Here is a 23,707-nt window from a genome sequence, read left to right on the forward strand (position 1 = left end):
GGGCGGCACTGTCACGTTGGCGAATGGCGTGGGAGGATCTTCGAGTTGATCATGGTGGAGGGGGATCGTCCGTGGGGAGCGCGTCGCCGTCGTACAAGGGGCACCGGTACCCGGTGGAGATCATCTCCCACTGCGTGTGGCTGTACTTCCGCTTCCCGCTCAGTTTCCGCGAGGTCGAGGAACTGATGCTCGAGCGCGGCGTGATCGTCTCCCACGAGACCGTCCGCCGCTGGTGCGCGAAGTTCGGCCAGGCCTACGCCAACGGCCTGCGCCGCCGGCGACCCCGGCCCGGCGACAAGTGGCACCTGGACGAGGTCTTCATCAAAATCAACGGAGAGCAGAAGTACCTGTGGCGAGCCGTCGACGCCGACGGCAACGTGCTCGACATCCTGGTCCAGAACCGGCGGGACACCGCTGCGGCCAGGCGCGTCTTCCGCCGCCTGCTGAAGACGACCTGCTCGGTGCCGAGGGTAGTCGTCACGGACAAGCTGCGCTCCTACGGGGCGGCCCACCGCGAGGTGATGCCCTCGGCCGAGCACCGCTCCCACAAGGGCCTGAACAACCGGGCCGAGAACAGCCACCAGCCCACCCGCCAGCGCGAACGCGCGATGAAGGGATTCCGCAGCATCGGTGGAGCACAGCGGTTCCTGTCCGCGTTCAGCGGCATCTCACCCCACTTCCGGCCCCGCCGCCACCTGATGACCGCCGCCCACTACCGCGCCGAGATGACCACCCGCTTCGCCATCTGGGACCAGATCACCGGCGCTGCAAGCCGGCCCACCACGGCCTGACCCCAGGCCCGAAACGCAAGCCCACCACACCCCGACGCCCCATCAGACACTCACACACCCAACAACGTGACAGAGCCCTCCGCGGGCCTGTGGATTCGGTCCGTCGTAGCGCCCAGAGGGATGCCTACGCCGGTCTGCTCAGCGCGGCGCGCGCGTACGTACGCAGGACCGAGCACAACGCTGCCTCGCGCGAACTCGGACTTGAGGGCGTCCTCCGGGAGTTGTCGAATTCCGAACGGCAGGATCGAATCGTGCGCTTCCGGGCCCAGGCGGACCTGGAACCTGTGCGTCATGCGGTAGCAGTCGTGTCGCTGGAGGGCCCTGAGCACTTGGTACCGCTCGCTGAGGCCATCGAGCAACGCGCGGAGGCTTTCCGACTGGCCGCCTACAGGAACTGGAGCAATTGCGGACGGACACCGGCGGAGCGCAGGGAGCGAAACAACCACCTGCTACGGGCGTACGGGGAGGTCGAGGCCGCGATCCCCGCGTTTGTCACGGCGGCCCGCGCACACCTGAACGGTGTTCCGCCGTCTGCGTGAGGATGGAGCGCCCTAGGCAGCAATGGGTACCCGGGGGCGTAAACGGTTGCCTACGCCCCCTTAAAGCTGCCGACCCCGGCGCACTGGACTGGCTGCAACCCCTGATCTCCCCCGGCCGTATCTTCATCGTCATGACACCTAACCGAAGGCCTCGATCCGCCCCGAATGACCGGGAGTTGAGGCTGTGGAAGGTCGGCCGGGCGCTGACCCTCGCCTTCGCTGCTGCGGTCCTCGTCGCGAGCGGCGTCTTCTACGGGCTGTACAGGATGCTTGATGTCCAGGAGATCGGTACCACCGCCAAGCTCGATGCCAAGACGCTCTTCGACTTGGTGAAACTCTCCTTCGGAGTCGTCGCCGGGGCTGGCGCGCTCGTCGCCTTGGTCGTGGCCTACCGGCGCCAGCGCGTCGATGAGGCCGGCGCCCACCGCGAAGCCACCCGGCTCCACGCAGAGCGCTTCTCCCAGGCCGTCGACAAACTCGGATCTGATTCACCCGCAGTCCGGCTCGGCGGGGTCCACGCCCTGGCCGGCCTTGCCGACGACGCCCCCACACAAGACCTGCGCCAGACCTGCATCGACGTCCTATGCGCCTACCTCCAGCTCCCCTTCACCCCCGACCCCGGCGACGACCCCGCCCACCAAGAGGAACGGCACGGCTACCTGGCCTTTCGTAAGGTCCGACACACGATCCTGCGCCTCATTGGCGACCACTACCGAATCCCCAAGGGAACCCACCGTTCCTGGCAGGGCTGCGATCTCGACCTCACTGGCGTCACCATCGACGGCGACATGGACTTCTACCAAGCGGAGTTCTCCGGCGGCAGGGTGTCCTTCGCCGGGGCAGTGTTCTCCGGCGGCAGGGTGTCTTTCGACTGGGCGGTGTTCTCCGATGACAGTGTGATCTTCGACAGCGCGGTGTTCTCTGACAGCGCGGTTTCCTTCACCCACGCGAGGTTCTCCGACGGCACGGTGTCCTTCGACGGGGTTGGTTTCTCCGGCGGTGAGGTGATCTTTACCGGGGCTGTGTTCTCCGGCGATGTGTCCTTCGACCGAGCGGAGTTCTCCGGCGGTGAGGTGATCTTCGCCGGGGCTGTGTTCTCCGGCGGTGGGGTGTCCTTCGACAGTGTGGTGTTCTCCGGCGGCGAGGTGTCCTTCTACCGAGCGAAGTTCTCCGGCGGCACGGTGTCCTTCGACCGAGCGGAGTTCTCCGGCGGTGAGGTGTCCTTCGACGGGACGGAGTTCTCCGGCGGCAGGGTGATCTTCGACCGAGCGGTGTTCTCCGACGGCACGGTGTCCTTCGACAGCGCCACGGGTCAGGCTCCTCAGGGGCTTCTTGCTGCCGTCGGCACACCCGCTCCTCCAGGGGTGGTCCTTCCTCCTTCCTGGTTGCCCTTTGTTCCATAGCGCCACGGGGGCGGAAACGGTCCCCTACGCGGGCTCGACCCAGACCTCGAAGTCCAGCCCTCCGATCTCCAGCCGAATCCCGATCTCACCCGGAGGCGCTTGCACCGCAGCGACATGACTGACAAGGGAGTGCGACGCCAGAAGGTCCACGATCAGGTCGCGGACGGCCCCACAGCTCGGCCCTTTCGTCGGCGTAATCCCCAGATCCACAGCATCCATCGTGTCCTCCACTCACTCGGATCTTGCACGGTTCAACGACAGATCGAGGTCACGGGTAAGGGGCCCGCACACCGGTCGTCCGCGATCCATTCCAGCGGGGGACTAAAACGGTCATATGGGGCGGGGTTCTTCAGTTACCGTGCTGGCTGCAACCGCTGACCTCAGCACCTTGTCTTTATCGTCATGACGCCCAGGCGAAGGCCACGATCACTGAATGAACGGGAACTGCGGTTGTGGAGGGTCGGCCGGGCTCTCACCCTCACGTTCGTCGCCGCGGTCCTGGTCGCGAGCGGCGTCTTCTACGGCTTGGTAGTCCTGCTGGACGTCCAGCAGATCGACAGCACCGCGAAGCTCGACGCGAAGACGCTCTTCGACTTGGTGAAGCTCTCTTTCGGTGTGGTCGCCGGAGCCGGTGCGCTCGTTGCCCTGGTCGTCGCCTACCGCCGCCAGCGCGTCGACGAAGCCGGCGCCCACCGCGAAGCCACCCGACTCCACACCGAGCGCTTCTCCCAAGCCGTCGACAAACTCGGCTCCGACTCCCCAGCCGTCCGACTTGGCGGCGTCCACGCACTCGCAGGCCTGGCCGACGACGCCCCCGACATCAGTCTTCGCCAGACCTGCATCGACGTTCTGTGCGCCTACCTCCGGCTCCGCTATAGCCCCGACCCCGGCGAGGGCCCCGCCCACCTGGAGGAGCACCACCACTACCTCGCCCTCCGCGAGGTCCGACACACCATCCTGCGCCTCATCGGCGATCACTATCGACGCCCCCACGGAGCCCGCCGATCCTGGCAAGGCTGCGATCTCGACCTCACCAGCGTCACCATCGACGGCCCCATGAACTTCTGCGGCGCGGTGTTCTCTGGCGGCGACGTGGGCTTCGGTGGCGCGGTGTTCTCCGGCGGCGACGTGGATTTCGGTGGCGCGGTGTTCTCTGGCGGCAGCGTGGATTTCGGCGGCGCGACGTTCTCTGGCGGCGACGTGGATTTCGGCGGCGCGGTGTTCTCTGGCGGCAGCGTGGACTTCCGCGGCGCGACGTTCTCCGGCGGCTACATGGACTTCAGCGGCGCGGTGTTTTCCGGCGGCAGCGTGTACTTCAGCGACGCGACGTACTTCGGCGGCAGCATGGACTTCCGCGGCGTGGAGTTCTCCGGCGGCAACGTGTACTTCGGCCGCGTGGAGTTCTCCGGCGGCGACGTGGACTTCCGCGGCGCGGTGTTCTCTGGCGGCGACGTGTACTTCAGCGACGCGGTGTTCTCCGGCGGCAGCGTGGACTTCCGCGGCGCGAGGTTCTCCGGCGGCAGCGTGTACTTCAGCGACGCGGTGTTCTCCGGCAGCACCGTGGACTTCCGCAACGCGGCCAGTCCGGCTCCTCAGGGGCTTCTTGCTGCCGTCGGCACACCTACTCCTGCGGAGGTCACCCTGCCTTCCGCTTGGCTACTGCCAGCTCCATAGGACCCCCAGGGGGCTTAATCGGTCGTTTCCGCCCCCGTTTCCCATTGGAAGGTCACAAGGAACAGGAGGGCGGCGAGCGCCAGGAAAGCGGCGAGCGCCACACCGAGGGCAGGAATCAGTTCCGGGTGACTGGCAGCGATAGGGCCGACGACCGCGGGAAGGGCCCATGGGATCCGGGCCCTTCCCGCGCTCTGTGCCCGTCTACCAGCGCATGCCGAGTTGGTCGAGGTCGGTTCGGCGTTGTTCGGGGAGTTTGGCGGCGCGTTTGCGGACGTTGTCGAGCCAGGTGCCGAGCTTGACCACCAGGCCGCCGTCAGCGCCGCCCTGACGGCCTGTCGGGCCGACTTCCGTCTCCAAGTGCTCGACGTGCTTCCGAGGCACCCGTAGGTGTCCTTCACGGGCGTGGAACTGCCGTGCCGCCGCGAGGTTGGCCGCCCACTTCGTATCCTGCGTCTGCTTCACCGGCCGTTCGTCTTCCTCGGCCGCCTGGAGCCCGAGGGTGTTCTCCAGGATCCATTGCTGTGCGGGCAGGAGTTGTTCCCACCCGTACCGCTGCGCCGTGACCCAGCGTCCGAGGTCCTCGCCCTGCACGACGACGTTGCCCACGGTCTTCGGCAGTGTGCCGCCGGCCTGGATGTGGTTCTGGACGAGGCGGTAGCAGCGCTGCCACCCGGTGTCCCATACCGGGCACCACCCCGGATCAATCGCATCCAGCTGATCTTGCCGGGTCTCGGTCATCGCCCCGGCCGCCGAGGGGATGGGGAGGCCGGCCGCGCGCAGCTCTACATTCTCCCGCGCCCTACGCGCTGCCGCCTTCCCGTTCTTCGCCCACACTCCGGTCGGATGCCCCTCCCAGAGCGCGGTGGTCGGCGAGAGGAAGTGGCCGTGCACCACGGCGTAGGCGCGGGCGACAGCGACCCCGTCCGCCCAGGCCGCCTCCTGCTCCGACCACACCATCCCCAGTTGCTCCGGCCGACGGCGAGGGTCTGCACCGTTAACTTCACCGTGGGCAGCGGGACTGTAAATCGTTCGGTGTAACTCCCGATCATGGAGGATGCATCGATGACCAGTGAGAACGTGGCCGAGGCCCAGATAAGCGAGGCGGTAGAGCCGCAGCCGGCGAGGGTGGTGGATGACCGGCTGATCGACGAGCTGGTTTCCCGAGCTCAGGCCGAGGGACTGCAGCTGACCGGCGAGGGCGGACTGCTCCAGCAGCTGACGAAGCGGCTGCTGGAGTCCGCCCTGGAGGGCGAGATCACCGACCATCTCGGCTATGACAAGCACGATCCGGCCGGGAAGAACGGCGGGAACTCCCGCAACGGCACCCGGACGAAGACCGTGCTGACGGACGTCGGTCCGGTGGAGATATCCGTCCCTCGCGACCGGGACGGGGCGTTCGAGCCGAAGATCGTCAAGAAGCGGCAGAAGCGCCTGTCCGGGGTGGACGAGATGGTCATCTCCCTGTCGGCGAAGGGCCTGACCACGGGCGAGGTCCAGGCCCACCTCGCGGAGGTCTATGGCGCCGACGTCTCCCGCCAGACGATCTCCACGATCACCGACAAGGTCCTCGAGGGCATGGCCGAATGGCAGAACCGCCCGCTCGACCCGGTCTGTCCGGTCGTGTTCATCGACGCCATCCACGTGAAGATCCGCGACGGCGCCGTCGCCAACAGGCCGATCTACGTGGCCCTGGCCGTCACCGTCGAGGGCCGGCGCGAGATCCTCGGCTTGTGGGCCGGGGACGGCGGCGAGGGCGCCAAGCACTGGATGCACATCCTCCCCGAGATCAAGAACCGCGGCGTCAACGACGTCCTCATGCTCGTCTGCGACGGGCTGAAGGGCCTGCCCGACGCGGTCGAGACCGTCTGGCCGAGGACGATCGTGCAGACCTGCGTGGTCCACCTGCTGCGGAACTCCTTCCGATATGCCGCCCGCCAGGACTGGGACAAGATCGCCAGGGCTCTCAAGCCGGTCTGTACGGCGCCGACCGAGGAGGCCGCGCTCGAACGATTCGCCGAGCTCGCCGACACGTGGGGCAGGAAGTATCCGGCGATCGTCAGACTCTGGGAGAACGCCTGGGAGGAGTTCACCCCGTTCCTCCGATTCGACACCGAGATCCGCCGCATCGTCTGCACGACCAACGCGATCGAATCGGTGAATGCCCGGATCCGGCGGGCGGTCAAGGCCCGCGGCCACTTCCCCAACGAGCAGGCCGCCCTGAAATGCGTCTACATGGCGATCATGTCCCTCGACCCCACCGGCAAGGGGCAAACCCGCTGGACCCTGCGCTGGAAGACCGCGCTGAACGCCTTCGACATCACCTTCGACCGCCGCCTCTCCGCACCCCGTCAGTAACCCCAAACACCCCTGATACACCGTTCGATTGACAGACCCATCCCCTCTCGGGGGAACCTCACTCCAACCCCCTGCACCTGGTGCCGGTGGCCGCGGGTCTCATCGTCGGCATCGGCAATGTGAGCCTGAAGCTCACGGACAACTTCCAGCTCAGCGGCATCGCGTTGGGGACGCTGATCGTCCTCATCGGCTACCACGCCCTGCGCGTCATGGCTCCCGCCCGCATGACGGACGAGCCTCCGCTCCTCGAACCGGACAATGCTGGGTACGACCGAGGCGTGCCGGGCGGATCGTGATCGCAGGCGCCACCATCAGTGAGGCCCCTCCGACGGGGAACGGCCTCACTGATCTGTTCGCCACACCGATCCGTACACCACCCGGCAGGTCGCGGTCCACGTCCGGGCCCGCGGGGTTCAGACGTCGACGGACACGTACTCCTTGCCCTTGTCGTTCTCGATCACGACCTTCTGTACGTCGTCCATGGGGACGGCCGCCGAGCCGTCGAGGTTGGCACCCTTCTTCTCGTCGGCGACGAGCCAGCTGCCCGCGATCTCGCGGCTGCCGTCCTTCGCGACGACCACCACGCGGCAGCGCTCGCCCGCCGGGATGCCCATGGCCGAGACGTTGAGGCGGATCCAGTCGACGGCCGGGGTCACCCGGAGCCTCATCTCGCTGCCGGTCGAGGCACTGCGGCCCTCGACGACCTTCATGCCGCCCGGCTGAGCCGGTGGCACGGTCGCCGCGACCGAGGGGGCCGGGGGGATCGCCTCGTGGGTGCGTTCGCCGGTGTTCTGGCCGATCAGGACGCCGCCACCGAGGACGGCTGCCGCCGCGACCGCGCCCAGGACCGCTCTTCGCCGCAGCGTCTGCCCGGCGCGTTCGCTGCGGACCTGCCTCAGCGTGCGCTGGAGCAGCAGGTCACCACCTTCCGGGGGCCCGTCGAGGAACGCCTCCGGGGGTACTTCGCCGAGCGCGGACTCCATCTCCCGCAGCCCGTCCAGTTCGTCGCGGCACTTCTGGCACGACGCCATGTGTTCGTCGACGGTTCGCACCTCCTGCTCATCGAGCGCGCCGAGGACGTAGGCGCCGAGCAGTTCACTGTCATGTTCCTTGGTGCTCACACCGCCACCCCCTTCAACGCCACCAGCTTCACTGCCTTCGGTCTGTCCGCGTACATGTCCCGCAGGGCCTTCAACGCATAGTGTGACCGGGACTTGACCGTCCCGGGTGGTATCCCGAGTCTGTTCGCCGCCTCGGCAACGCTCCTGCCCTGGAAGTAGATTTCCATAAGCACGTCCCGGTGGTCCGGGGAGAGCCGGTCGAGCGCCTCCATGACGACCATCGAGTCGACCACGGCGTCCGCGTGGTCCTGCTCGACGGGCTGGGTGGTCACCGACTCGGCGACCTCCGTGGGGCGCGCGGCCTTGGCCCGGTACCGGTCCGTGATGATGTTGCGGGCCACGGTGAGCAGCCAGCCACGCACCGAGCCCTTGCCGTTGACCAGCGCGTCCGGGTGTTTCCAGGCCCGGATCAAGGTTTCCTGGACCACGTCCTCAGCGGCGCTGCGATCACCGGTCAGGCGTTGTGCGTACGCGAGCAGGGCTCTGCCGTGTTCCTCGTAGAGGGACCGGATCAGTGCCTCGTCACCGGTGTCCTGTCTCTGCCGACTGCGGGACCACAATGCCGCCATCCATTCTCTCCGTCCTCTCCTGGGCCGATGCGCTGAACACGGACGGCGGGCCGGGCCGGTTCAATCCGGGGCGGATGTGAACTGAATCACAGGCCAGTCGGGGCGTCGTGCGAGGGCCTGGTCACCCGGACTTGCACTGCCGGTCCTCGTTGATGCAGCGCACCAGCTCCGCCATGCGGTCCCCGGTCATCACGTTCACGAACATCGCGTGGTCGGTGATCGGATCGCGCAGCTGCTCCGGGAAGGAGTCGACGGCGAACGGCGTGCCCTCCGGGAGTTCATAGGTAAGGGTGACGCGCAGTTGCGGCACAGGAAACGTGGCCCGCGGGCAGGTGCCGTCGGCGGCGGGGAACTGTGCGTGCGCGCGGTGGTCGGGGCTGTCGGTAGCGAGGCCGTTCCAGCAGCTCGGGAAGTCCAGGGTGCGGGTCGGTCCGCTGCCTTGCGGGCAGCGTGCATAGTTCTGGGTGAACCGGTCCGGGTAGCCGGAACAGCCCCACTGGGCACGGACGTTCGCTCCGTCCGTGGTGGCCGCGACCGGGTCGCCCGTGATCAGCCGCATGAAGCGGGGCATGCCGACGACCGAGCTGACCGGGTTGCCGCGGAACTCCACCCGCACCGAGGAGGCGGTGACGACCTCGCCGGTGTTGCCGTGGGCGCCGACGCCGGCCTTGTGGGCGTCACCGGTGCGGTCGAGGCGGCGCAGCACCGGCCAGTAGTACGTGGACCGGTCACCGCCCGCGCAGGTGGTGTCGGCGGCGGCCAGACTCCGATCGGTGGACAGTGCGTCGGTGGAGAGATTGCCGACGTAGTCGTGGGTGTGGTGGGCGCCGTTCACGACGCCCGGGGAGATCACGACGTTGTCCATGTTGTAGTGGCCTTGTTCGTTGCGTCCGCAGTCGACGGTGTACGAGCCGGTGGACGCGTCGGGTCCGGCTGCGGGCGCCCGGGTCGGCAGAACGGTCCCGATGTCCACGTACTTGTCGTCGGCGGGTGCGCCGGACACCGTGGCGGCCCTGCCGGCGCCGAACGTCATGACGCCCAGGAACACGATCAGCCCGAGCGTCACGGGCAGAATCCCCCAGAACAGAAGGGAGTTGGGGAAGGGCAGCTTGATGCGCACGGAAGCAGAGTGTCACCGGGGGCCGGGGCAATCAAGATTGCCCACAAGCCACCCGCGAAACCTCCGTCAACCCCTTGCCGGTGAGCGTCAGCGGAACAACTGCCCTCGTACGGCGCCGTCGGGGAACTCCTGGGTGTGCACGTTCGAGTAGAAGCCGGTCGGGCTTCCCTTGAGGCGTGCGATGACCTCGGCGTCGGGGACGCTGACGCTGCCAGAGATCGCGAAGACGTTCTTCGGTACGGGAGTGACGAACAGCGGGAGCCGTACGTCGCCGTTCTCGCCGAGCACCCCCTCGTGGATGTGTCCGGCCAGCGGCGCTCCGATGTTCACCCAGGCCATGGAGTAGTCGACGCGGTCCGTCCTCGGGTGCAGGAACGTGGTGCTGTGCCCGTCCGGGTCGCCCACCTTGCCGGGGTCGTCGCCCGGGACTTCCTGGCCACCGTCCGCAAGCGCGCGCAGCTTTCCTCCCCTGATGATGCTGAGCGGGTTCACCGGCTTCTCCAGGATCCGGAGCCGGCCGCGCACCGCGCCGCCGGGGAACTCCTCGGAGTGCAGGTCGACGTAGAAGCCGCCGGGATCGGTGCGCAGCTGTCGGGCGAGCGCGGCGGAGGACATCGAGGTCTGCCCGGCGGCGGAGTTCACCGAGGCGGGCATGGCCGTGCCGAACAGCTCGGCCTTCACCCCGCCGTCGCTGCCGGGCCGGCCCCGGTGGAGGTGGCCGCGGGTCGGCCTGCCGATGCCGTTCCAGGTGAGGGCGAAGGTGACGCGGTCGCCCCTGACCTTGACGAGCGCGACGGCCTTGCCGTCCTGGTCGCCCGCGGTGGGCCCGTCCTGGTCGCCGGTGAGCCGGGCGACCAGGGAGACGGCCGGTGCCTGCGCCGCTTCGGCGGTGGCCGGTGAGACTCCGGCGCCACGGGAACCCCCGGCGTCGGGGCCGTCCTCGGCCGACGCCGGGGTCGCTGCGAAACCGGTGAGACCGGCGACGAGCACGGCGGCGGCCGCCGCAACAGTGAGCCTGCGCATGTCTTTCATCCTTCCGGGAGTGGGGCTTGCGTTCGGGCCCTTCGCGTCGACGAACGAACGGACAGGCCGAGCGGTTCAACGCGCCCGCGATCCGCGTTGTCGGGGGCCGGAGGGCTGAAGGGGCGGCGCGCGCTGAACCCGGAGGGCAGGCAGCACGTGTGGGCACGGGGCACTCACCCCGTCGCGTTTCACGACGTACGAGAGAGGTCATCACCATGCGTGCACGCAATGCTCTTTTCGCGATCCCGCTGGCCCTGGGACTTGTCGCCTGCGGTGCCGGGAACGACGGCGACACCAGCGGCGGCAGGAGGCCGGTCAAGACCGCGCCCGGCACCGAGGTCACCGTGGCGGACGTCGGACTCGGCTCCATCCTGGTCGACGGCAAGGGCCGCACCCTGTACGCCTTCACCAAGGACAAGGACGCCGCAAGCAACTGCGACGCGGAGTGCATCGCCGTATGGCCCGCGCTGACCAGCCCCGCCCCCGCCACCGCGGGCCAGGGCATCAGGAGGTCGCTGCTGCGCGAGGCGAAGCACTCGGGGGGTGCCGTCCACGTAACGTACGGGGACTGGCCGCTGTACTACTACGTCGGCGACACGGGGCCCGGTGACGTCAATGGCCAGGGCCTGGACGGCGAGTGGTTCGCCGTGGCACCCGACGGCAAGCTCGTCCGCAAGGCCGCGTGACCCTCCCTGCGGCTCCGCCTCCCGTACGCCCTTGATCCGGCGGGCCGTTGAACCGTCCCGCGTCCACGGTCGTTCCTGGAGCGGGGCGGGACATGTCCGCCGGACGACGCGTACAAGGGAGGAGCCTTGGCCGAGATCGAGATGCCGGGAGACGAGGTGCAACGTCTCGGTGAACTCCTGGGCCGGGTGATGGATCTCATCGACACCCGGCCCTCGGGCTACGACCCCGAGGACGTCGGCCCGCCACTGGTGCGCCCCGGCACCAACTTCGACGACGCGTGGAAGGACGGGCGCGTGCAGGTCAAGCGGAACAGCAAGGACCTCAAGGACGCCTGCGAGGCCATCGTGAAGGCCTTCGACGACTTCGACACCAAGATGGGCTCTTCGCTGAAGGAAGGCGGCGGCCAGGGCGGCGACGCGACACCCGCCGGAAGTGGCACCCGGCCGTCCTAGGACGACGGCCTGATCGATCCCCCATCGGCCCGGCCCGACACGAGCCCGGCCCGAAACGAACTGAGGAGTACGGTCCCATGACCACTGGTTCGCACACCTTCGGGATCGCCATCCCGGAGAACTGGACGGAGTACGACCTCCACGGCGACACGCTCGCCGAGCGCCGCGCCGAGATGCTGCGGCACGCCCCGCAGAAGGAGACCCGGGACGCCATCAACCACACGTTCCGCAGCGCGCGGCGCATCATGGAGGGCGCCCGCAGGCGCGGCGCCGTCTATGCCGCGGGCACCACCGCCATGTACGAGGACGGCCTGCTGATGGCCGGGCTCATGGTGTTCAGCGTGAAGCCGCCGCCCGGTGAGGACTTCTCCGCCAAGGGCATCGCCGAGCAGTTCTCGGCCACCGGGGGCCGCCGCCGCGAGAACACCACCCGGACCCTCACGACGGCGACGCTGCCCGGTGTCGGTCCGGTCGGCCGGATGGCCGGCATCGAGGAGACGGAAATCGCCGACGGTGTCTCGTACAAGATGGTGGTGACGCACACGTTCGTGCCGGTTCCCGGTGGTGAGCGGGTCCTGATCATCACCTGCTTCAGCCCGAACATCCCGCTCGCCGAGCCGCTGTACGACCTCTTCGACGCCATCACGTCGACGTTCGCCTTCGGCGACAAGGAGCCGGTGGCCGTCGGCGCAGCGACCACCTGACCGGCGCCGGCCTCGCAGAGGGCCCGGCCGTTCCTGGGAGGAACGGCCGGGCCCTCTTCTTCGCGTGTGCCGGAGGCCGCAGCAAGGCCTCCGCTCCCCCGGTGGCCGGACGGGAGCGGAGGCCTTGTCACCTTGCTCTGTGGTGCCGTACGCCGTGCGGTCGGTCAGTCGACCGTCGTCGTGGGCACTCGGACCGTGGTGAAGCGGCCGTCGCCGAGCTGCAGGTGGGCGCGGCCGGGTTCGCTGTCCTGTCCCATCAGGCCGCGTGGCAGGCGGGCGCCGACGAGTTCGCCGTCGCCCATCAGGCGGGGCGCGAGCAGGGCGCCGCAGCGGTTGCGGCGTACGGCGGCCTGCCAGCCGCCGATGCCGCCGAGCAGCGCCTCGTTGTTGCCGGCCATGATCAGGCCCCAGCCGTCCCCGGCGCTGCCGCGGGCGAGCGCGACGAAGTCGGTGTCGAGCTCGGAGTTGATCATCATTTCGGCATCGTCGACGAGGATGGCTCCGGCGGGGCTGTCCACCTTGCCGAGTGCGGCGCGGAAGTCGGCGACCGCGACGTCGGCGTCGGTGAAGACCTCCACGACGCCGGGCTGTCCGGCGAGGTGGCGCAGCGGCGAGTTGCGCGGCGCGATGACCACGATCTTCGTGCCGGCCGCGGTCAGCGACTTCGCCATGGTGAGCAGCACCGTGCTGCGGCCCGACCTCGGCGGACCGGCGACCACGAAGGACGGCACCTGCGACAAGTCGGTGCCGATGGCGGCGAGTTCGTCGCCTCCGACGCCGATCATCGCCCACAGCGGGGAGACGGTGTGCGGCCTGCGGGCGAGGGCGTCCGCGAAGTCCAGCTCGTCGGGCAGGACGTCCACGCGGAACGGCCTGCGCTCGGCGGGCACGTCGGCGTCGCGTTCCCTGACCCGTTCGGCGAGTACGCCGAGTGCCTGGGCCTGGCCCGCGCCGGTGGCGTCGGTTCCGTCTCTCCCGGGGATCAACGCGATCTGAGCGCTGTTGGTGTCCTTGGCGAGGACACCGCGACCGGCCGGGAGGTCCTCGGGGACGTCGCGGGAGTGGAGGCCCACCATGGAGTAGTCGGTGCGGTCGTTGAGGCGCAGGACCAGCTTGTCCTCGGTGGTGGAGGAGAACCGGTTCTGGCCGAGGATGCGGTCGCCGGTCAGGACCAGGTGCAGGCCGACGCTCGCGCCCTCGCGCATCAGCAGGGTCATGGCGTCCATCAGGCTGCCCTGGTCGTAGTTGGCGAAGTCCCGCTCGAACGCCTCGAACCGGTCGACGAGGAGCAGGATGTGCGGGGGCCGCTCCGGCTCGGGCAGGACGCGGCGCAACTCGGTGAGGTCGGCGACGCCCCGCCTGCCGAGGAGTTCACGGCGCCGCCCGACCTCGGCGACCAGGCGGTTCAGGAGGCGGGTCACCCGCTCGACCTGGCCCCGGTCCACCACGGCACCGCAGTGCGGCAGTCCGCCGAGGGCCTGGAGAGCGCCGTTGCCGCAGTCGAGGCCGTACAGGTGGACGTCGGCGCAGCGGTGTGCGCCGGTGAGAGCGGCGGCGAGGGTCCGCAGCGCCTGGGAGCGGCCGCTGCGCGGCGAGCCGATGATGTACAGATGGCCCATCTCGTCGAGATCGAGGACGAGTTGACGCTGCGCCTGCTCGGTGGGCGCGTCCACGAGGCCGTACGCCACCGGGGTGAGCCGCCCGTCCTCGGCCGCCTCGGGCCGCACGGGCAGGTCGGCGAGGGTGAGGACGTCGGGCAGCGGGGGCAGCCAGGGGCGGCGGGCGGGCGGTACGGAGAGCTGGGTGGCCGCGTCGCGTACCGCGTCGACCAGGACCGACAGGTCGGTGACCGGCTGGAAGGTGTCCTCCTGGGCTTCCGGCCTCGGCATCGGGGCGCCGAGGGCCTCCCAGTGGAGTTCGGTGAGCACCGGCGCCGGACGGTCCTCGTCCGTGGCCGACGCGTCGAGGCGGCGGCCGCCGATCCGCCCTGTCTGGAACGGCAGCAGCGCCGCGTGGCCGAGTCTGGCGTGGGCGCGGCCGGGGGTGCGGGGCGAGAGCTGCCCGGAGTCGGGGGCGTCGATGATGTCGCGGCTCTCGCCGGTGTCGGTGGTGCGCAGCGCGATCCGCAGGTTGGTGTTGGCGCGGATGTCGGCGGTGACCGCGCCGGAGGGCCGCTGGGTGGCGAGGATCAGGTGGATGCCGAGGGAGCGGCCCCGCTGGGCGATGTTGACGAGTCCGGAGACGAAGTCGGGGAGTTCCCGCACCATCGACGCGAACTCGTCGATGACGAGGACGAGCCGGGCCATGGAGGCGAGTTCGGGACGGCGGGTGCGCTTGTCGGTGTAGTCGTCGATGTCCTTGGCCCCGGCCTCCGCGAGGATGTGCTCGCGTCGCTTCAGTTCGGCGCCGAGGGACACCAGGGCCCGCTCCACGAGGTGGGTGTCCAGGTCGGTGACCATGCCGACGGTGTGCGGCAGGTCCTCGCACTCGGCGAAGGCGCTACCGCCCTTGTAGTCGACGAGGACGAAGTTCAGCTCGTCCGGCCGGTTGGCGACGGCGAGGCTCGCCACGAGGGACTGGAGCAGTTCGGACTTGCCTGATCCGGTGGTGCCCGCGATCAGGCCGTGCGGCCCGTCTGCGGCCAGGTCGACGGCGAACGGACCGTCCACGCCCTCTCCGAGCACGGCGCGGGTGCTGCGGGCGGCGATCACCCAGCGCGCGGCGACGGCGTCGGGGGTGGGTGGTTCGAGACCGAGTACGTCCAGGAGCCGGGCGGAGGCGGGCAGCAGGTTCTCGTCGGCGTCGTCGCCCACGTCGCGGATCGGCGCGAGCGCGCGGGCCACGCCCACGCACCAGGAGCGGGTCGGCGCGTCCATGCGGACCTCGTCGACGGGGTCGGCGCTGTCCTGCTCGGCGCGCAGCCACTTCGGCCCGGCCACGGCCACGGCGCGGCATTCCTCGGGCAGGAGCCGGGCCTCGTCGTCCACGCACAGCGCGTACACGCCGACGGCCGGTCCGTCGCGGAGGATCTGGATGACGCCGGGCAGGGAGCGCAGTCTCCGGGCGCCGTCGAGGACGACCAGGACGTCGGGTTCGCCCGCGGCGCCGCCGCGCGGTGCCCGGTCGCCGGCCCCCTGCCGGGCGGCGATCACGGCGGTGAGTTCGGCGATGCGGCGGCCCACGGACTCGGCGCTCGCGCCGACCAGGGAGATGGTGTCCTCACCGAGGGGCGCGCAGTGCGGCAGCCAGTGCACCCAGGACCAGCGGTCTGCGCCGCTGGTGCCGGACAGTACACAGATCCGTAGGTCGGAGGGGCTGTGCAGAACGGCGGCCTGGGCGATAAGCCAGCGCACCAGCGGCTCGGCGGTGACGCCGCCGGCGACGCCCATGACGCCGGCGGCGCGTAGCGGCACGGTCACGGGCACGGCGTGCGTGGTGCGGTCGACCCTGCGGCGGTGTTCAGGCTCGGCGGGGTCCTGGAGCTCCACGTAGGCGGGGCGGTCGGCGACGCCGAGCCGCATCAGCAGGAAGTCGCTGTCGCGCCAACGGCGCTCCCACAGCCGCTGACGCGGGCCGGTGGCGATCAGGAGGGCCGACGCCGGGTCCGGGGCGGCGAGGCGCCGGGCGTGCTGTTCGGCGAGCACCGCCTCGTCCACGTCCTGTTCCAGTGCGGCCTTCTTCTCCTCGTACTCCTTGAGCTGGTCCTCGTAACTCTCCTTGCCCCGGCGCTTGTTGGAGAACTGGGAGATGAGGGCGACGACCGGGGAGAGGAAGCCGAAGACCAGGAATCTGGGGTTGTTGAAGATGATGAACGAGACACCGGCCATCATCAACGGTGCGAAGATCAGCATGAGTTGGAGCTTGTTGCGGGTGGGTTTGCCGGGCGGAACGGGGAGCTGGAAGCGGTTGTTCACGGGCGGGGGCAGCAGCCGGGGCGGCCGGTTGTAGTCGAGCCCCACGCCGTCGCCGGAGGGCTGGAGAGCGGCGTCGGGCACGGAGGGCGCGGCCAGTTCCAGCAGGGCCGGGCCGATGGCGAGGACGCCGCCGAGCGGCCATGTGGTCCAGTCCCGCGCCTCGGTGCCGTCGCATGTGACGCCGTCCTGGTCGACGGAACGTACGGTCGCGGTGGCGTCGGCGTGCACCTTCAGGCGCGCCGCGGTCTTCGCGAGCCCATCGGCGCGGAGCTGGACGCGGCAGGACGCGGCGGAGCCGATCTCGTAGTCGCCGGGCGGCAGCCGGAACACCACTCCGGCGTCGGCGCCGCCGACGCCGCGCAGTTCCACGACGCCGTCCGGCTCCGGGCCCGCCTCGGGCGCGGGAGCGTCCAGGGACAGCAGGCTGCCGGAGCGCAGTGCGGCCGCGGCCACCGGCTGGTCGGCGGGGAGCGGGGTGGCCCCGTGGTACAGGACGGGCGGTGCTTTCGGGGTGCCGCCGCGCAGCTGCCGGTGCAGTTGCTCGGCGAGCTCGCCTGCGGGGGCCTCGGGGTCGGCCTCGATCATGATGTCCGCGGTCTGACCCTGCTCCGGGTCGACGGCGGTGACGGTCAGACGCATCGTCAGTGCTCCTTGGGCACGGGGGTCACCAGGGGTTGCCGGGGGTGCGGGAACGTCGGCCGGGCCGGGCCGGAGAGGGGGCCGGCTCGGCCCGGCCGACGTCCGGGCGGGGTCACTTGCGGAGGCTGGAACCCATCTCGGAGTCGAACTGGGTCATGCCCTCGCCGTACTTCTTGATGTACTCGGAGATGCCCGTGAGGCCTTCGGTGACCTTGCCGTAGTTGTCCGTGTACTCCTGCACGAAGGGCTGGAAGTCGTTCCTCGCCGACGGGGTGTTGTAGCCGTCGGCGGTGAGCGCGTCCAGGTCTGCCTTGATCTTGTTGAGCTGGGCGACCGCGATCTCGTACTCGTTCATGGTCTGCGTGGCGGCGGCGCTGGTCTTCTCGTCGTTGACGATGTAATCGGCCATCGGAATTTCTCCTGTTTCCAAGTCGGTTGTGCGGATGGGTATTTCATGGAGCGGTTCGTGGACCCGCGCCCTACACACGAGGGGTGCGGTCATTCGGTTCAGACCTTGATGGGGGCTTCTTCCGGCGGATTCGCCAATTCGGTGTCCTGGTTGGAGTTGACGGCGCCGATGGTTTTCGTGGGAAGCGAGGCGAGGGGCACCTCGGGTCCCTTGGTCTTGAATCCGTGGTCGTTCTCGACCTTCTTGCCGGCCAGGGAATTGCCCACGCCGTAGCCGAGTTTGATGCCCGCGTTCTCCAGGGTGGTCTGTGCGTCGGCTCCGTTGGCGCCCACCTCGTAGCCGACGCTGACGGCCTGGCCGACGGCGCCCTTGAGGATGCTGGTGAGGGCCTCGTAGCCGTATTCGTGGAGCTCGGTGACAGAGGTGGGGCCACCCGCGTAGGCGTGGTAGTCGTGGATCGGGGTGTGCTGCTCGTTGAAGGAGCCGTTCGCGTCGACCTCGGTGAGGGTCTTGCCGTTGGCGTCTTTCACCTGCACGGAGCCGTTGTTGTTGACCAGGACGTCGAACGTGGTCTGGTTGCCGTGGTTGTCGGTCGTGGTGACGGTGCCTTCCACGCCGTCCTTGGTGATGGTGAACGTGGTGTTCTCGCCGCCCGCGGTGTTGCTGAACGTGGTGCTGCCGTCGGGGTTCTGCGTGATGGTGACGTTGCCCGCCTGGCTGGTGGTGGCGGCGCCGTTGGCGAAGGTGGTGGTGGCGCCGCCGCCGTCGGGGGTGACGACGGGCGCCGTGCCCTGCCCGCCGGTGACGGTGGTGTTGTTGCTGAAGGTGACCTGCGGGGGTCCGGCGGGCCCCTCCTGTCCTGCTCCGGGTTGCGCCCCCGGAGCCACGCCGGGCCCGGTGAGGGTGCCGTCCGGTCCGACGGTGACCTTGTCACCGGGCTGGTTGCTGCCGGGCACGGACACGTCGAAGGAGCCGTCGCCGTTGGCCTTCACGTCGAACGGGCCGTTGTGGACGGTGGAGTCGCCCTTGCCGCCGACCGGGACGTCCACGGAGGGCCCGCCGCCGTTGCCGCCCACCGTGAAGGTCTCGGGGCCGGGCGCGGGGCCGAGGTTGAAGGGGTTGTGCGGGCCGTCCAGGATGTCGGACTTCTGGCCCGGCGTACCGGCGTTCTCCACGTCGCCGGGGCTCTTGCCGAGGGAGCTGTTGCCGGTGCCGACGCTGGTGTTGCCGCCGTAGAAGCCGTCGTGGTGCACGACGGGGCCGCCCCCGGGCGTGGGCACGGTGATGCCGCTGTTGCCGTCGCCGGTGACGGTGCTGATGGTGGTGTCGCCGGGGTTGTTGCCGATGGGGTTGCCCGCCGTGTCGACGGGAAGGTTGGTGACCGGGTCGACGTGGGTGCCGGAGGGGCCGAGGCCGGTGACGCCGCCGGGCGCGAAGGTGCCGGTGGCCGGTCCGTACGTGACGGAGAACTCACCCTCGGGTCCGCCCGTGTTCGGGCCGTGCACGACGGTGCTGCCGGGCTCGTGGACCGGGTCGGCGCCCTGTGTGGTGATCGTGGGGCCGTCCGGGCCGTTGGACAGGGTGTTCTGGCCACCGGTCATGTCCGGTTTACCGAACAGGCCCCAGCCCTCCTGCTGCGGGGTGTTCACCGTCACCTGGGTGTTGGTGCCGGTGATGCCGGCGCCGCTCGGCGAGTTGTTGACCGTGGCCTGGCCGTTGTTGTCGATTGTGTGGCTGACGCCTGAGTCTTGGTGGACGGTGGTGGTGGCCGGACCGGTGCCGTCGTTGCCGATGGTGGTCGTGAACCCGTCGCCGGTGAACGTGGTGGTCTGCCCGTCCGACGAGATGGCAGCGCCGTTGTTGTTGGTGATCGTGCTGGGGGCCGGTGCGGGCGCAGGTCCGCCGCCCGCGGGGTTCGGGGGCGGCGGCACCTTCGCCTCGGCCCCGTCGGGGGTCTGCGCGGTGATCGTGCCGTCGGGGCCCGAGTTGACGGTCGTGGCCGGACCACCGGGTGTCTGGTGGTGGGTGAAGGTGACGGCGCCGCCCGGGTCGAGCGTCGTGTAGACGCCCTGGGTGCTGACGCCGTTGGTGCCGACATCGGCCTGCGCACCGGCTCCGGTGTCGGTGAAGGTGGCCACGGGGTGGTTGGCGGCGTCGGTGTTGGCGGTGATGGTGACCGGGCCGTTGGTGACGGTGCCGGTGTTGTCCACGCCGAAGTTGCCGTTGTTGTCGGCGGCGGTGGTGCCGTTCGGTCCGGTGGTGACCGTGCTGTTGGGGCCCGCCGGGGCGTTGTTGCTGATGGTGCCGTCGTTGTTGATCGTGCTGTTCGCGGTGTTGGTGCCGTTGACGTCCGTCTGGGCGCCGTTCCCCGTCAGGGTGGTGGTGCTGCCGCCGGAGGTGGTGACCTGCGTCGGGTTGGCTCCGTCGGCCGGATTGACGGTGACCGAGGCGGGCCCGCCCTGCGGTCCGACCGTGGTCGGGCCGTTTCCGCCCGTACTCACCGACGTACCGTTCTGACTGACGGTCGTGACACCGTCCGGGCCCTGGCCGACCTGGACCGGGTTGACGGTGCCCACACTGCCGCTGATGCCGTTCGGGCCGTGACTCGCCTGGATCGTGCCATTGCTGACGGTCGTGGTGCCGTTGCCGGCGACCGTCACCGTGGTGTTGCCCGGACCGCCCGTGTTGACCGTCTGGCTGCCGGCTCCGGCGGGCGCCGACTTGGTGACGGTGCCGTCGCCGTGGACGCTGGTGGTGCTGCCGTCGGCGGTGGTGACCTGGGCCGGGTTCTGGCCCGTGGGCGGTTTTACGGTGACCGAGGCGGGCCCGCCCTGCGGTCCGACCGTGGTCGGGCCGTTTCCGCCCGTACTCACCGACGTACCGTTCTGACTGACGGTCGTGACACCGTTCGGGCCCTGGCCGACCTGGATCGGATTGCCGGTGCCCACGCTGCCGCTGATGCCGTTCGGGCCGTGACTCGCCTGGATCGTGCCATTGCTGACGGTCGTGGTGCCGTTGCCGGCGACCGTGACCGTGGTGCCGTTCTGGCCGTGGACGGTGACCGAGTGGCCGCCGCCGTTGTCCACGGAGATGGTGGTGTTGCCCGCGTTCACCGGATTTCCGGGGGTCGGCTGCGGCACGGCCGGCGGGACCGGGTTGCCCTGCGCGTCGTTGGCCGTGATGGTGCCGTCGGCAGCGACGTTGATCTCCTGGTCGCCGTGCGCGATGCTCGCCGAGCCGTCGTTGTTGACCGTGGTCGAGCCGCCGATGGTGACGCCGTCCGCCCCGTGGCTGATCCCGTCGACGTGGAACTTGCCGTTGGGGTTGATGGTGAACGTCGTGCCGTCCGGGGCGCTGAACTTGATGTCGAGCGGCGAGAAGTCGACCTTGCCGCCGGGGCCGGTGGCCGTGCCGCCGCCGTTGCCGTCCGTGGTGATGCCGTTGACGGCGACGCCGCCGCCCGGGCCGACCGAGACCTGCGGCTGACCGCCGGGCGGCGTCACGTCGAGGCCGCCGCCCGGCTTGGTGGTGACGGCGGTGCCATCGGGGCCGTTGAAGGTGACCGGGGCCGCGCCGGACGGGCCCACGGCGATGTCCCCGTTCGGGTTGACCGTGACCGGCGGCTGGGTGCCGGAGGGGTTCAGGTCGAACTGGCCCTGCGGGTTGACGGTGAACGTCCCGCCGTCGGGCGTGCTGAACTTGATGTCGGTCGGCGAGAACGCCACGTTCCCCCCGCCGCCGGTGGCCGTACCGCCGCCACCCCCGTCGGTGTTGATGTTGCCGGTGGTGATGGAGCCGTCCGGGCCGACCGAGACCTGCGGCTGACCGCCGGGCGGCGTCACGTCGAGCGAGTTGCCCGGCCCGTTGAACTGCACCGTGTCGGGGGTGGGGCCGCCGGTGTTCACCGTGAACCCCGTGTGGTCGAGCGTGGTGGCGGGGCCGCCCGGCGTGGTGATGGTGGCGCCGCCGGCCGGGGGGATGCTGGTGCTGACGTTGGTGTCGGTGAAGGTGACCGGGCCGCCCGCGTTGGCCGGGGGCAGGTTGACGTTCTGGCCGCCGCCGTCTCCGTTGACGACGCTCACGTTGCCGTTGTTGCCGACGTCGGCCTGCGTGCCGTCCGGCAGGGCGAATCCACCCCCGGGGTTCCCCGTGTTGCCGTTGAGCGTGGTGTTGCCGAAGTTGATGTCGACGTTGCCGTCGGCGGGGTTGTGGGTCGCCACCGGCTGACCCGCCGGGGGGCCGTTGAAGACCGAGTTGACGCCGTTCGTGTTGTCCGTGGTGAGCCCACCACCACCCACCGTCGTGGAGCCGCCGTTGTCGGTCAGGGTGAGGCCGTTCGGGGTGGAGATCGTGTTGTTGTTCACGGTGAACTCCGGCGTGGGACCACCGCCGTCACCGCCGGGCGAGCTGAACGTCGTGGTGCCGTCCGGCCCCTTGGAGACCTCGCCGAACGGTCCCGAGGTCGTGAAGCCGCCGTCCGGGCCCAGCTCCGTGGAGAGCGCGGGCTTCTCCGACTGCGCGGGCGCGAACTCGCCGGCGAGCCCGCCGGTGATCTGCTCCTTCGTGGTCGGGCCCTGGACCGGGGTGCTGATCGTCGTCGTGTTGCCGTTCGAGGTGATGACGTCCCCGTCCGGGCTCTTGATGGTGTTCGTGCCGTTCGCGGTCGTCGACGTGAACCCGTCCGGTGTCGTGGTGGTCGTCGACGTCTCGGGCCCCGGGACTCCGAAGGGCAGGTCGTCGGGGGCTTCGACCTGGTCGGCCTTGGGACCGGGCGGAGTGATCTTCGTTTCGGTCTTCGCACCGTCCGGGGTCGTGACCTTCGTCTTGACCTCGCCCGTGGTGGGGTCCGATTTGGTCTGGCCGTTGATGCCGTGGAAGCCGGTCTTCTGCCCGCCCTTGGTGTCGTTGAACAGGACGTTGCCGGGTTTGAACTTGCCGTCGACGACACCGAGGCTGTTCACGGAGAACGCCTTGTCGATGTTGCTCTTGAACTTGCCCTTGGTGGTGAAGGCGTCCTTGATGCTGGTGGCGAACTTCGTCCCGCCGAACAGGGTGAGGGCACCGGCCGTGGCGGCGCCGAGCGCGGCACCCTTGGCGGCCGAGGCCGCGTCGAACTTCTTCCCGTCGATCCACGCCGTGAGCCCGCTCGCCAGGAAGCCGAGGCTGAACTCGGTGGTCACGTCGATCGCGAACTTGGCACCGAGGGCCAAACCGGGGGACGTCTTGAGACCCACGAGTCCCTTGGACAGCGGGTCGATGATCTTGCGGATGAACGTCGAGTTCTTCAGGGCCGCCGAGACCGCCCCCGAAGCGGTCCCGACGCCCTTGCCCACCTTGGCCAGGAACGGCGCGAGCTTCGCCAGCTTGCCCGCCGCCCCGACGATCTTCCCGAGCCCGCCGAGCAGCACGCCACCGGGTACGAGGGTGAGCAGGCCGATGATGATCTCACCGGCGTCGATCTTGCCCTGCGACACCATCCGGATCACCGACACCGCGAACAGGATCGCGCCCAGGATGAGACCCACGACCGGGAAGAACACGGCGACGATGCCGATGATGACACCGGCGATGATCTCCACCAGCGGGTTGTCCGCGAGGAAGTCACCGAACGCCTTCACGAAGTCCCGTGCGGGGATGGCCTGTTCAGCGGCGTCATCGAGGATGATCGTCGCCCTTTCGGACCCCTCCTCGCGCACCCGCTGCGCCATGCGGCCGAGCTCCTCGGCAGCGGACAGCGCCTCCTTCGCGGCGTTCACCTCGCCCTGCTGCGTCTGGTGTGTCTCGGCCTGCTCCGGAGTGGCGTCCGCCGCGAGCGCCGGGACCTCCGTCTTCGCGGTGGCGGCGACCTCCTGGCCCTGGTCGATGGCCCGGTCCAGCAGGTCCTGGGCGGTGGTCAGGGTGTTCGCGTACTCGTCGTAGGCACCCGCAGCGGTGCGGAAGGAGTCCCTGGTCTTCTCCAGGAGCCCCGGCAGGTCCTTGGTGATGCGCGTCTTCAGGGCGTCCATCGCCTGGCCCTTGCCGCGGCGCAGCGCCCCGTCGTCGCGCAGCAGCTCGACCGCCTCGCCCGCCCCGTCGCTCAGCTCCTGATAGGTCTTGGCCAGTGTTCTGATCGCCTCCGGGTTCCCGGGGGTCGGATCCTCCCCGAACCCGAGCACCTCCCAGCCCGTGGCATGCCGACGCGCCATTTCCAACTCCTCCCGGCTACAAGCCCGTTCGGCACCTCCTAACGGGGTGTTCGACGTTTCGGTTCAGCTCGTTGAACCGCCCCGGGGTTCCGTGCGTGTGACGGCCGACGCATCAGCAGTGC

15 protein-coding genes and 1 pseudogene are annotated in these 23,707 nt (G+C 69.7%); 8 read left to right on the plus strand and 8 right to left on the minus strand.

What is annotated here, in order from left to right; translation table 11 throughout:
* Positions 1-23: 23 nt before the first annotated feature.
* The 3 genes from OHA19_RS00915 to OHA19_RS00925 all read left to right on the plus strand — a co-directional run bounded on the left by OHA19_RS00915 (position 24) and on the right by OHA19_RS00925 (position 4,407).
* Positions 24-791: an IS6 family transposase gene (locus OHA19_RS00915; RefSeq protein ID WP_405720868.1), complete on the plus strand. Its 768-nt coding sequence runs from the start codon at positions 24-26 to the stop codon at positions 789-791.
* A gap of 715 nt (positions 792-1,506) precedes the next feature.
* Positions 1,507-2,733 (plus strand): pentapeptide repeat-containing protein, encoded by a 1,227-nt coding sequence (locus OHA19_RS00920; RefSeq protein WP_405748990.1) that lies wholly within the window; start codon positions 1,507-1,509, stop codon positions 2,731-2,733.
* A 402-nt stretch (positions 2,734-3,135) separates the two neighbouring features.
* Positions 3,136-4,407 (plus strand): pentapeptide repeat-containing protein, encoded by a 1,272-nt coding sequence (locus tag OHA19_RS00925; protein ID WP_405720915.1) that lies wholly within the window; start codon positions 3,136-3,138, stop codon positions 4,405-4,407.
* 201 nt (positions 4,408-4,608) lie between these two features.
* Here OHA19_RS00925 and OHA19_RS00930 read toward each other — a convergent pair whose 3' ends face one another.
* Positions 4,609-5,364, minus strand: coding sequence for a helicase associated domain-containing protein (locus tag OHA19_RS00930; protein ID WP_405720912.1), 756 nt, complete (start codon positions 5,362-5,364; stop codon positions 4,609-4,611).
* Between the two features lie 105 nt (positions 5,365-5,469).
* On the opposite strand from OHA19_RS00930, the gene OHA19_RS00935 reads away from it, so the two are divergent.
* Both OHA19_RS00935 and OHA19_RS00940 read left to right on the plus strand, forming a co-directional pair.
* Positions 5,470-6,762: an IS256 family transposase gene (locus OHA19_RS00935; protein ID WP_405748993.1), complete on the plus strand. Its 1,293-nt coding sequence runs from the start codon at positions 5,470-5,472 to the stop codon at positions 6,760-6,762.
* Positions 6,763-6,824: 62 nt separating this feature from the next.
* A pseudogene (locus tag OHA19_RS00940) lies at positions 6,825-7,058 on the plus strand (nitrate reductase); the annotation flags it as partial.
* Positions 7,059-7,175: 117 nt separating this feature from the next.
* Here OHA19_RS00940 and OHA19_RS00945 read toward each other — a convergent pair.
* The 4 genes from OHA19_RS00945 to OHA19_RS00960 form a co-directional block, all read right to left on the minus strand.
* Positions 7,176-7,883 carry a zf-HC2 domain-containing protein gene (locus OHA19_RS00945; RefSeq protein ID WP_405748996.1) on the minus strand — a complete coding sequence of 236 codons (708 nt, stop codon included), beginning with the start codon at positions 7,881-7,883 and terminating at the stop codon, positions 7,176-7,178.
* Positions 7,880-8,452, minus strand: a complete 573-nt coding sequence (locus OHA19_RS00950) for a sigma-70 family RNA polymerase sigma factor (RefSeq protein WP_072489594.1) — start codon at positions 8,450-8,452, stop codon at positions 7,880-7,882. The genes OHA19_RS00945 and OHA19_RS00950 overlap by 4 nt, the downstream gene beginning before the upstream one ends.
* 121 nt (positions 8,453-8,573) lie before the next feature.
* Positions 8,574-9,572 carry a DUF1996 domain-containing protein gene (locus OHA19_RS00955; protein WP_256260402.1) on the minus strand — a complete coding sequence of 333 codons (999 nt, stop codon included), beginning with the start codon at positions 9,570-9,572 and terminating at the stop codon, positions 8,574-8,576.
* Positions 9,573-9,659: 87 nt separating this feature from the next.
* The gene (locus OHA19_RS00960) at positions 9,660-10,595 is read right to left on the minus strand and encodes a CHRD domain-containing protein (RefSeq protein ID WP_072489593.1); all 936 of its coding nucleotides are present in this window, start codon (positions 10,593-10,595) and stop codon (positions 9,660-9,662) included.
* A gap of 215 nt (positions 10,596-10,810) precedes the next feature.
* On the opposite strand from OHA19_RS00960, the gene OHA19_RS00965 reads away from it, so the two are divergent.
* From OHA19_RS00965 to OHA19_RS00975, 3 genes are all read left to right on the plus strand, one after another.
* Positions 10,811-11,281 (plus strand): hypothetical protein, encoded by a 471-nt coding sequence (locus tag OHA19_RS00965; RefSeq protein ID WP_072489592.1) that lies wholly within the window; start codon positions 10,811-10,813, stop codon positions 11,279-11,281.
* A gap of 126 nt (positions 11,282-11,407) precedes the next feature.
* Positions 11,408-11,734 (plus strand): hypothetical protein, encoded by a 327-nt coding sequence (locus OHA19_RS00970; RefSeq protein ID WP_072489591.1) that lies wholly within the window; start codon positions 11,408-11,410, stop codon positions 11,732-11,734.
* A 77-nt stretch (positions 11,735-11,811) separates the two neighbouring features.
* A complete protein-coding gene (locus tag OHA19_RS00975; protein ID WP_072489590.1) occupies positions 11,812-12,438 on the plus strand; it encodes a hypothetical protein in 627 nt (208 codons plus the stop codon).
* 164 nt (positions 12,439-12,602) lie between these two features.
* Here OHA19_RS00975 and OHA19_RS00980 read toward each other — a convergent pair whose 3' ends face one another.
* The 3 genes from OHA19_RS00980 to OHA19_RS00990 form a co-directional block, all read right to left on the minus strand.
* Complete coding sequence (locus OHA19_RS00980) at positions 12,603-16,991, minus strand: FtsK/SpoIIIE domain-containing protein (RefSeq protein WP_405748999.1); 4,389 nt, start codon at positions 16,989-16,991, stop codon at positions 12,603-12,605.
* A gap of 112 nt (positions 16,992-17,103) precedes the next feature.
* A complete protein-coding gene (locus OHA19_RS00985; protein ID WP_072489588.1) occupies positions 17,104-17,400 on the minus strand; it encodes a WXG100 family type VII secretion target in 297 nt (98 codons plus the stop codon).
* Between the two features lie 98 nt (positions 17,401-17,498).
* Positions 17,499-23,585, minus strand: a complete 6,087-nt coding sequence (locus OHA19_RS00990) for a putative T7SS-secreted protein (RefSeq protein ID WP_331733856.1) — start codon at positions 23,583-23,585, stop codon at positions 17,499-17,501.
* Positions 23,586-23,707 lie beyond the last annotated feature (122 nt).

Origin of the sequence: Streptomyces sp. NBC_00012 (assembly GCF_045040875.1) — a bacterium.
Taxonomy (GTDB): domain Bacteria; phylum Actinomycetota; class Actinomycetes; order Streptomycetales; family Streptomycetaceae; genus Streptomyces.

What these genes read in the sequence shown, in the direction of transcription:
- OHA19_RS00915 (WP_405720868.1), top strand. Translation starts at nt 24, where the DNA reads ATGGCGTGGGAGGATCTTCGAGTTGATCATGGTGGAGGGGGATCGTCC.
- OHA19_RS00925 (WP_405720915.1), top strand. Translation starts at nt 3,136, where the DNA reads ATGACGCCCAGGCGAAGGCCACGATCACTGAATGAACGGGAACTGCGG.
- OHA19_RS00930 (WP_405720912.1), bottom strand. Translation starts at nt 5,364, where the DNA reads ATGGTGTGGTCGGAGCAGGAGGCGGCCTGGGCGGACGGGGTCGCTGTC.
- OHA19_RS00935 (WP_405748993.1), top strand. Translation starts at nt 5,470, where the DNA reads ATGACCAGTGAGAACGTGGCCGAGGCCCAGATAAGCGAGGCGGTAGAG.
- OHA19_RS00950 (WP_072489594.1), bottom strand. Translation starts at nt 8,452, where the DNA reads ATGGCGGCATTGTGGTCCCGCAGTCGGCAGAGACAGGACACCGGTGAC.
- OHA19_RS00960 (WP_072489593.1), bottom strand. Translation starts at nt 10,595, where the DNA reads ATGCGCAGGCTCACTGTTGCGGCGGCCGCCGCCGTGCTCGTCGCCGGT.
- OHA19_RS00965 (WP_072489592.1), top strand. Translation starts at nt 10,811, where the DNA reads ATGCGTGCACGCAATGCTCTTTTCGCGATCCCGCTGGCCCTGGGACTT.
- OHA19_RS00975 (WP_072489590.1), top strand. Translation starts at nt 11,812, where the DNA reads ATGACCACTGGTTCGCACACCTTCGGGATCGCCATCCCGGAGAACTGG.
- OHA19_RS00980 (WP_405748999.1), bottom strand. Translation starts at nt 16,991, where the DNA reads ATGCGTCTGACCGTCACCGCCGTCGACCCGGAGCAGGGTCAGACCGCG.
- OHA19_RS00985 (WP_072489588.1), bottom strand. Translation starts at nt 17,400, where the DNA reads ATGGCCGATTACATCGTCAACGACGAGAAGACCAGCGCCGCCGCCACG.
- OHA19_RS00990 (WP_331733856.1), bottom strand. Translation starts at nt 23,585, where the DNA reads ATGGCGCGTCGGCATGCCACGGGCTGGGAGGTGCTCGGGTTCGGGGAG.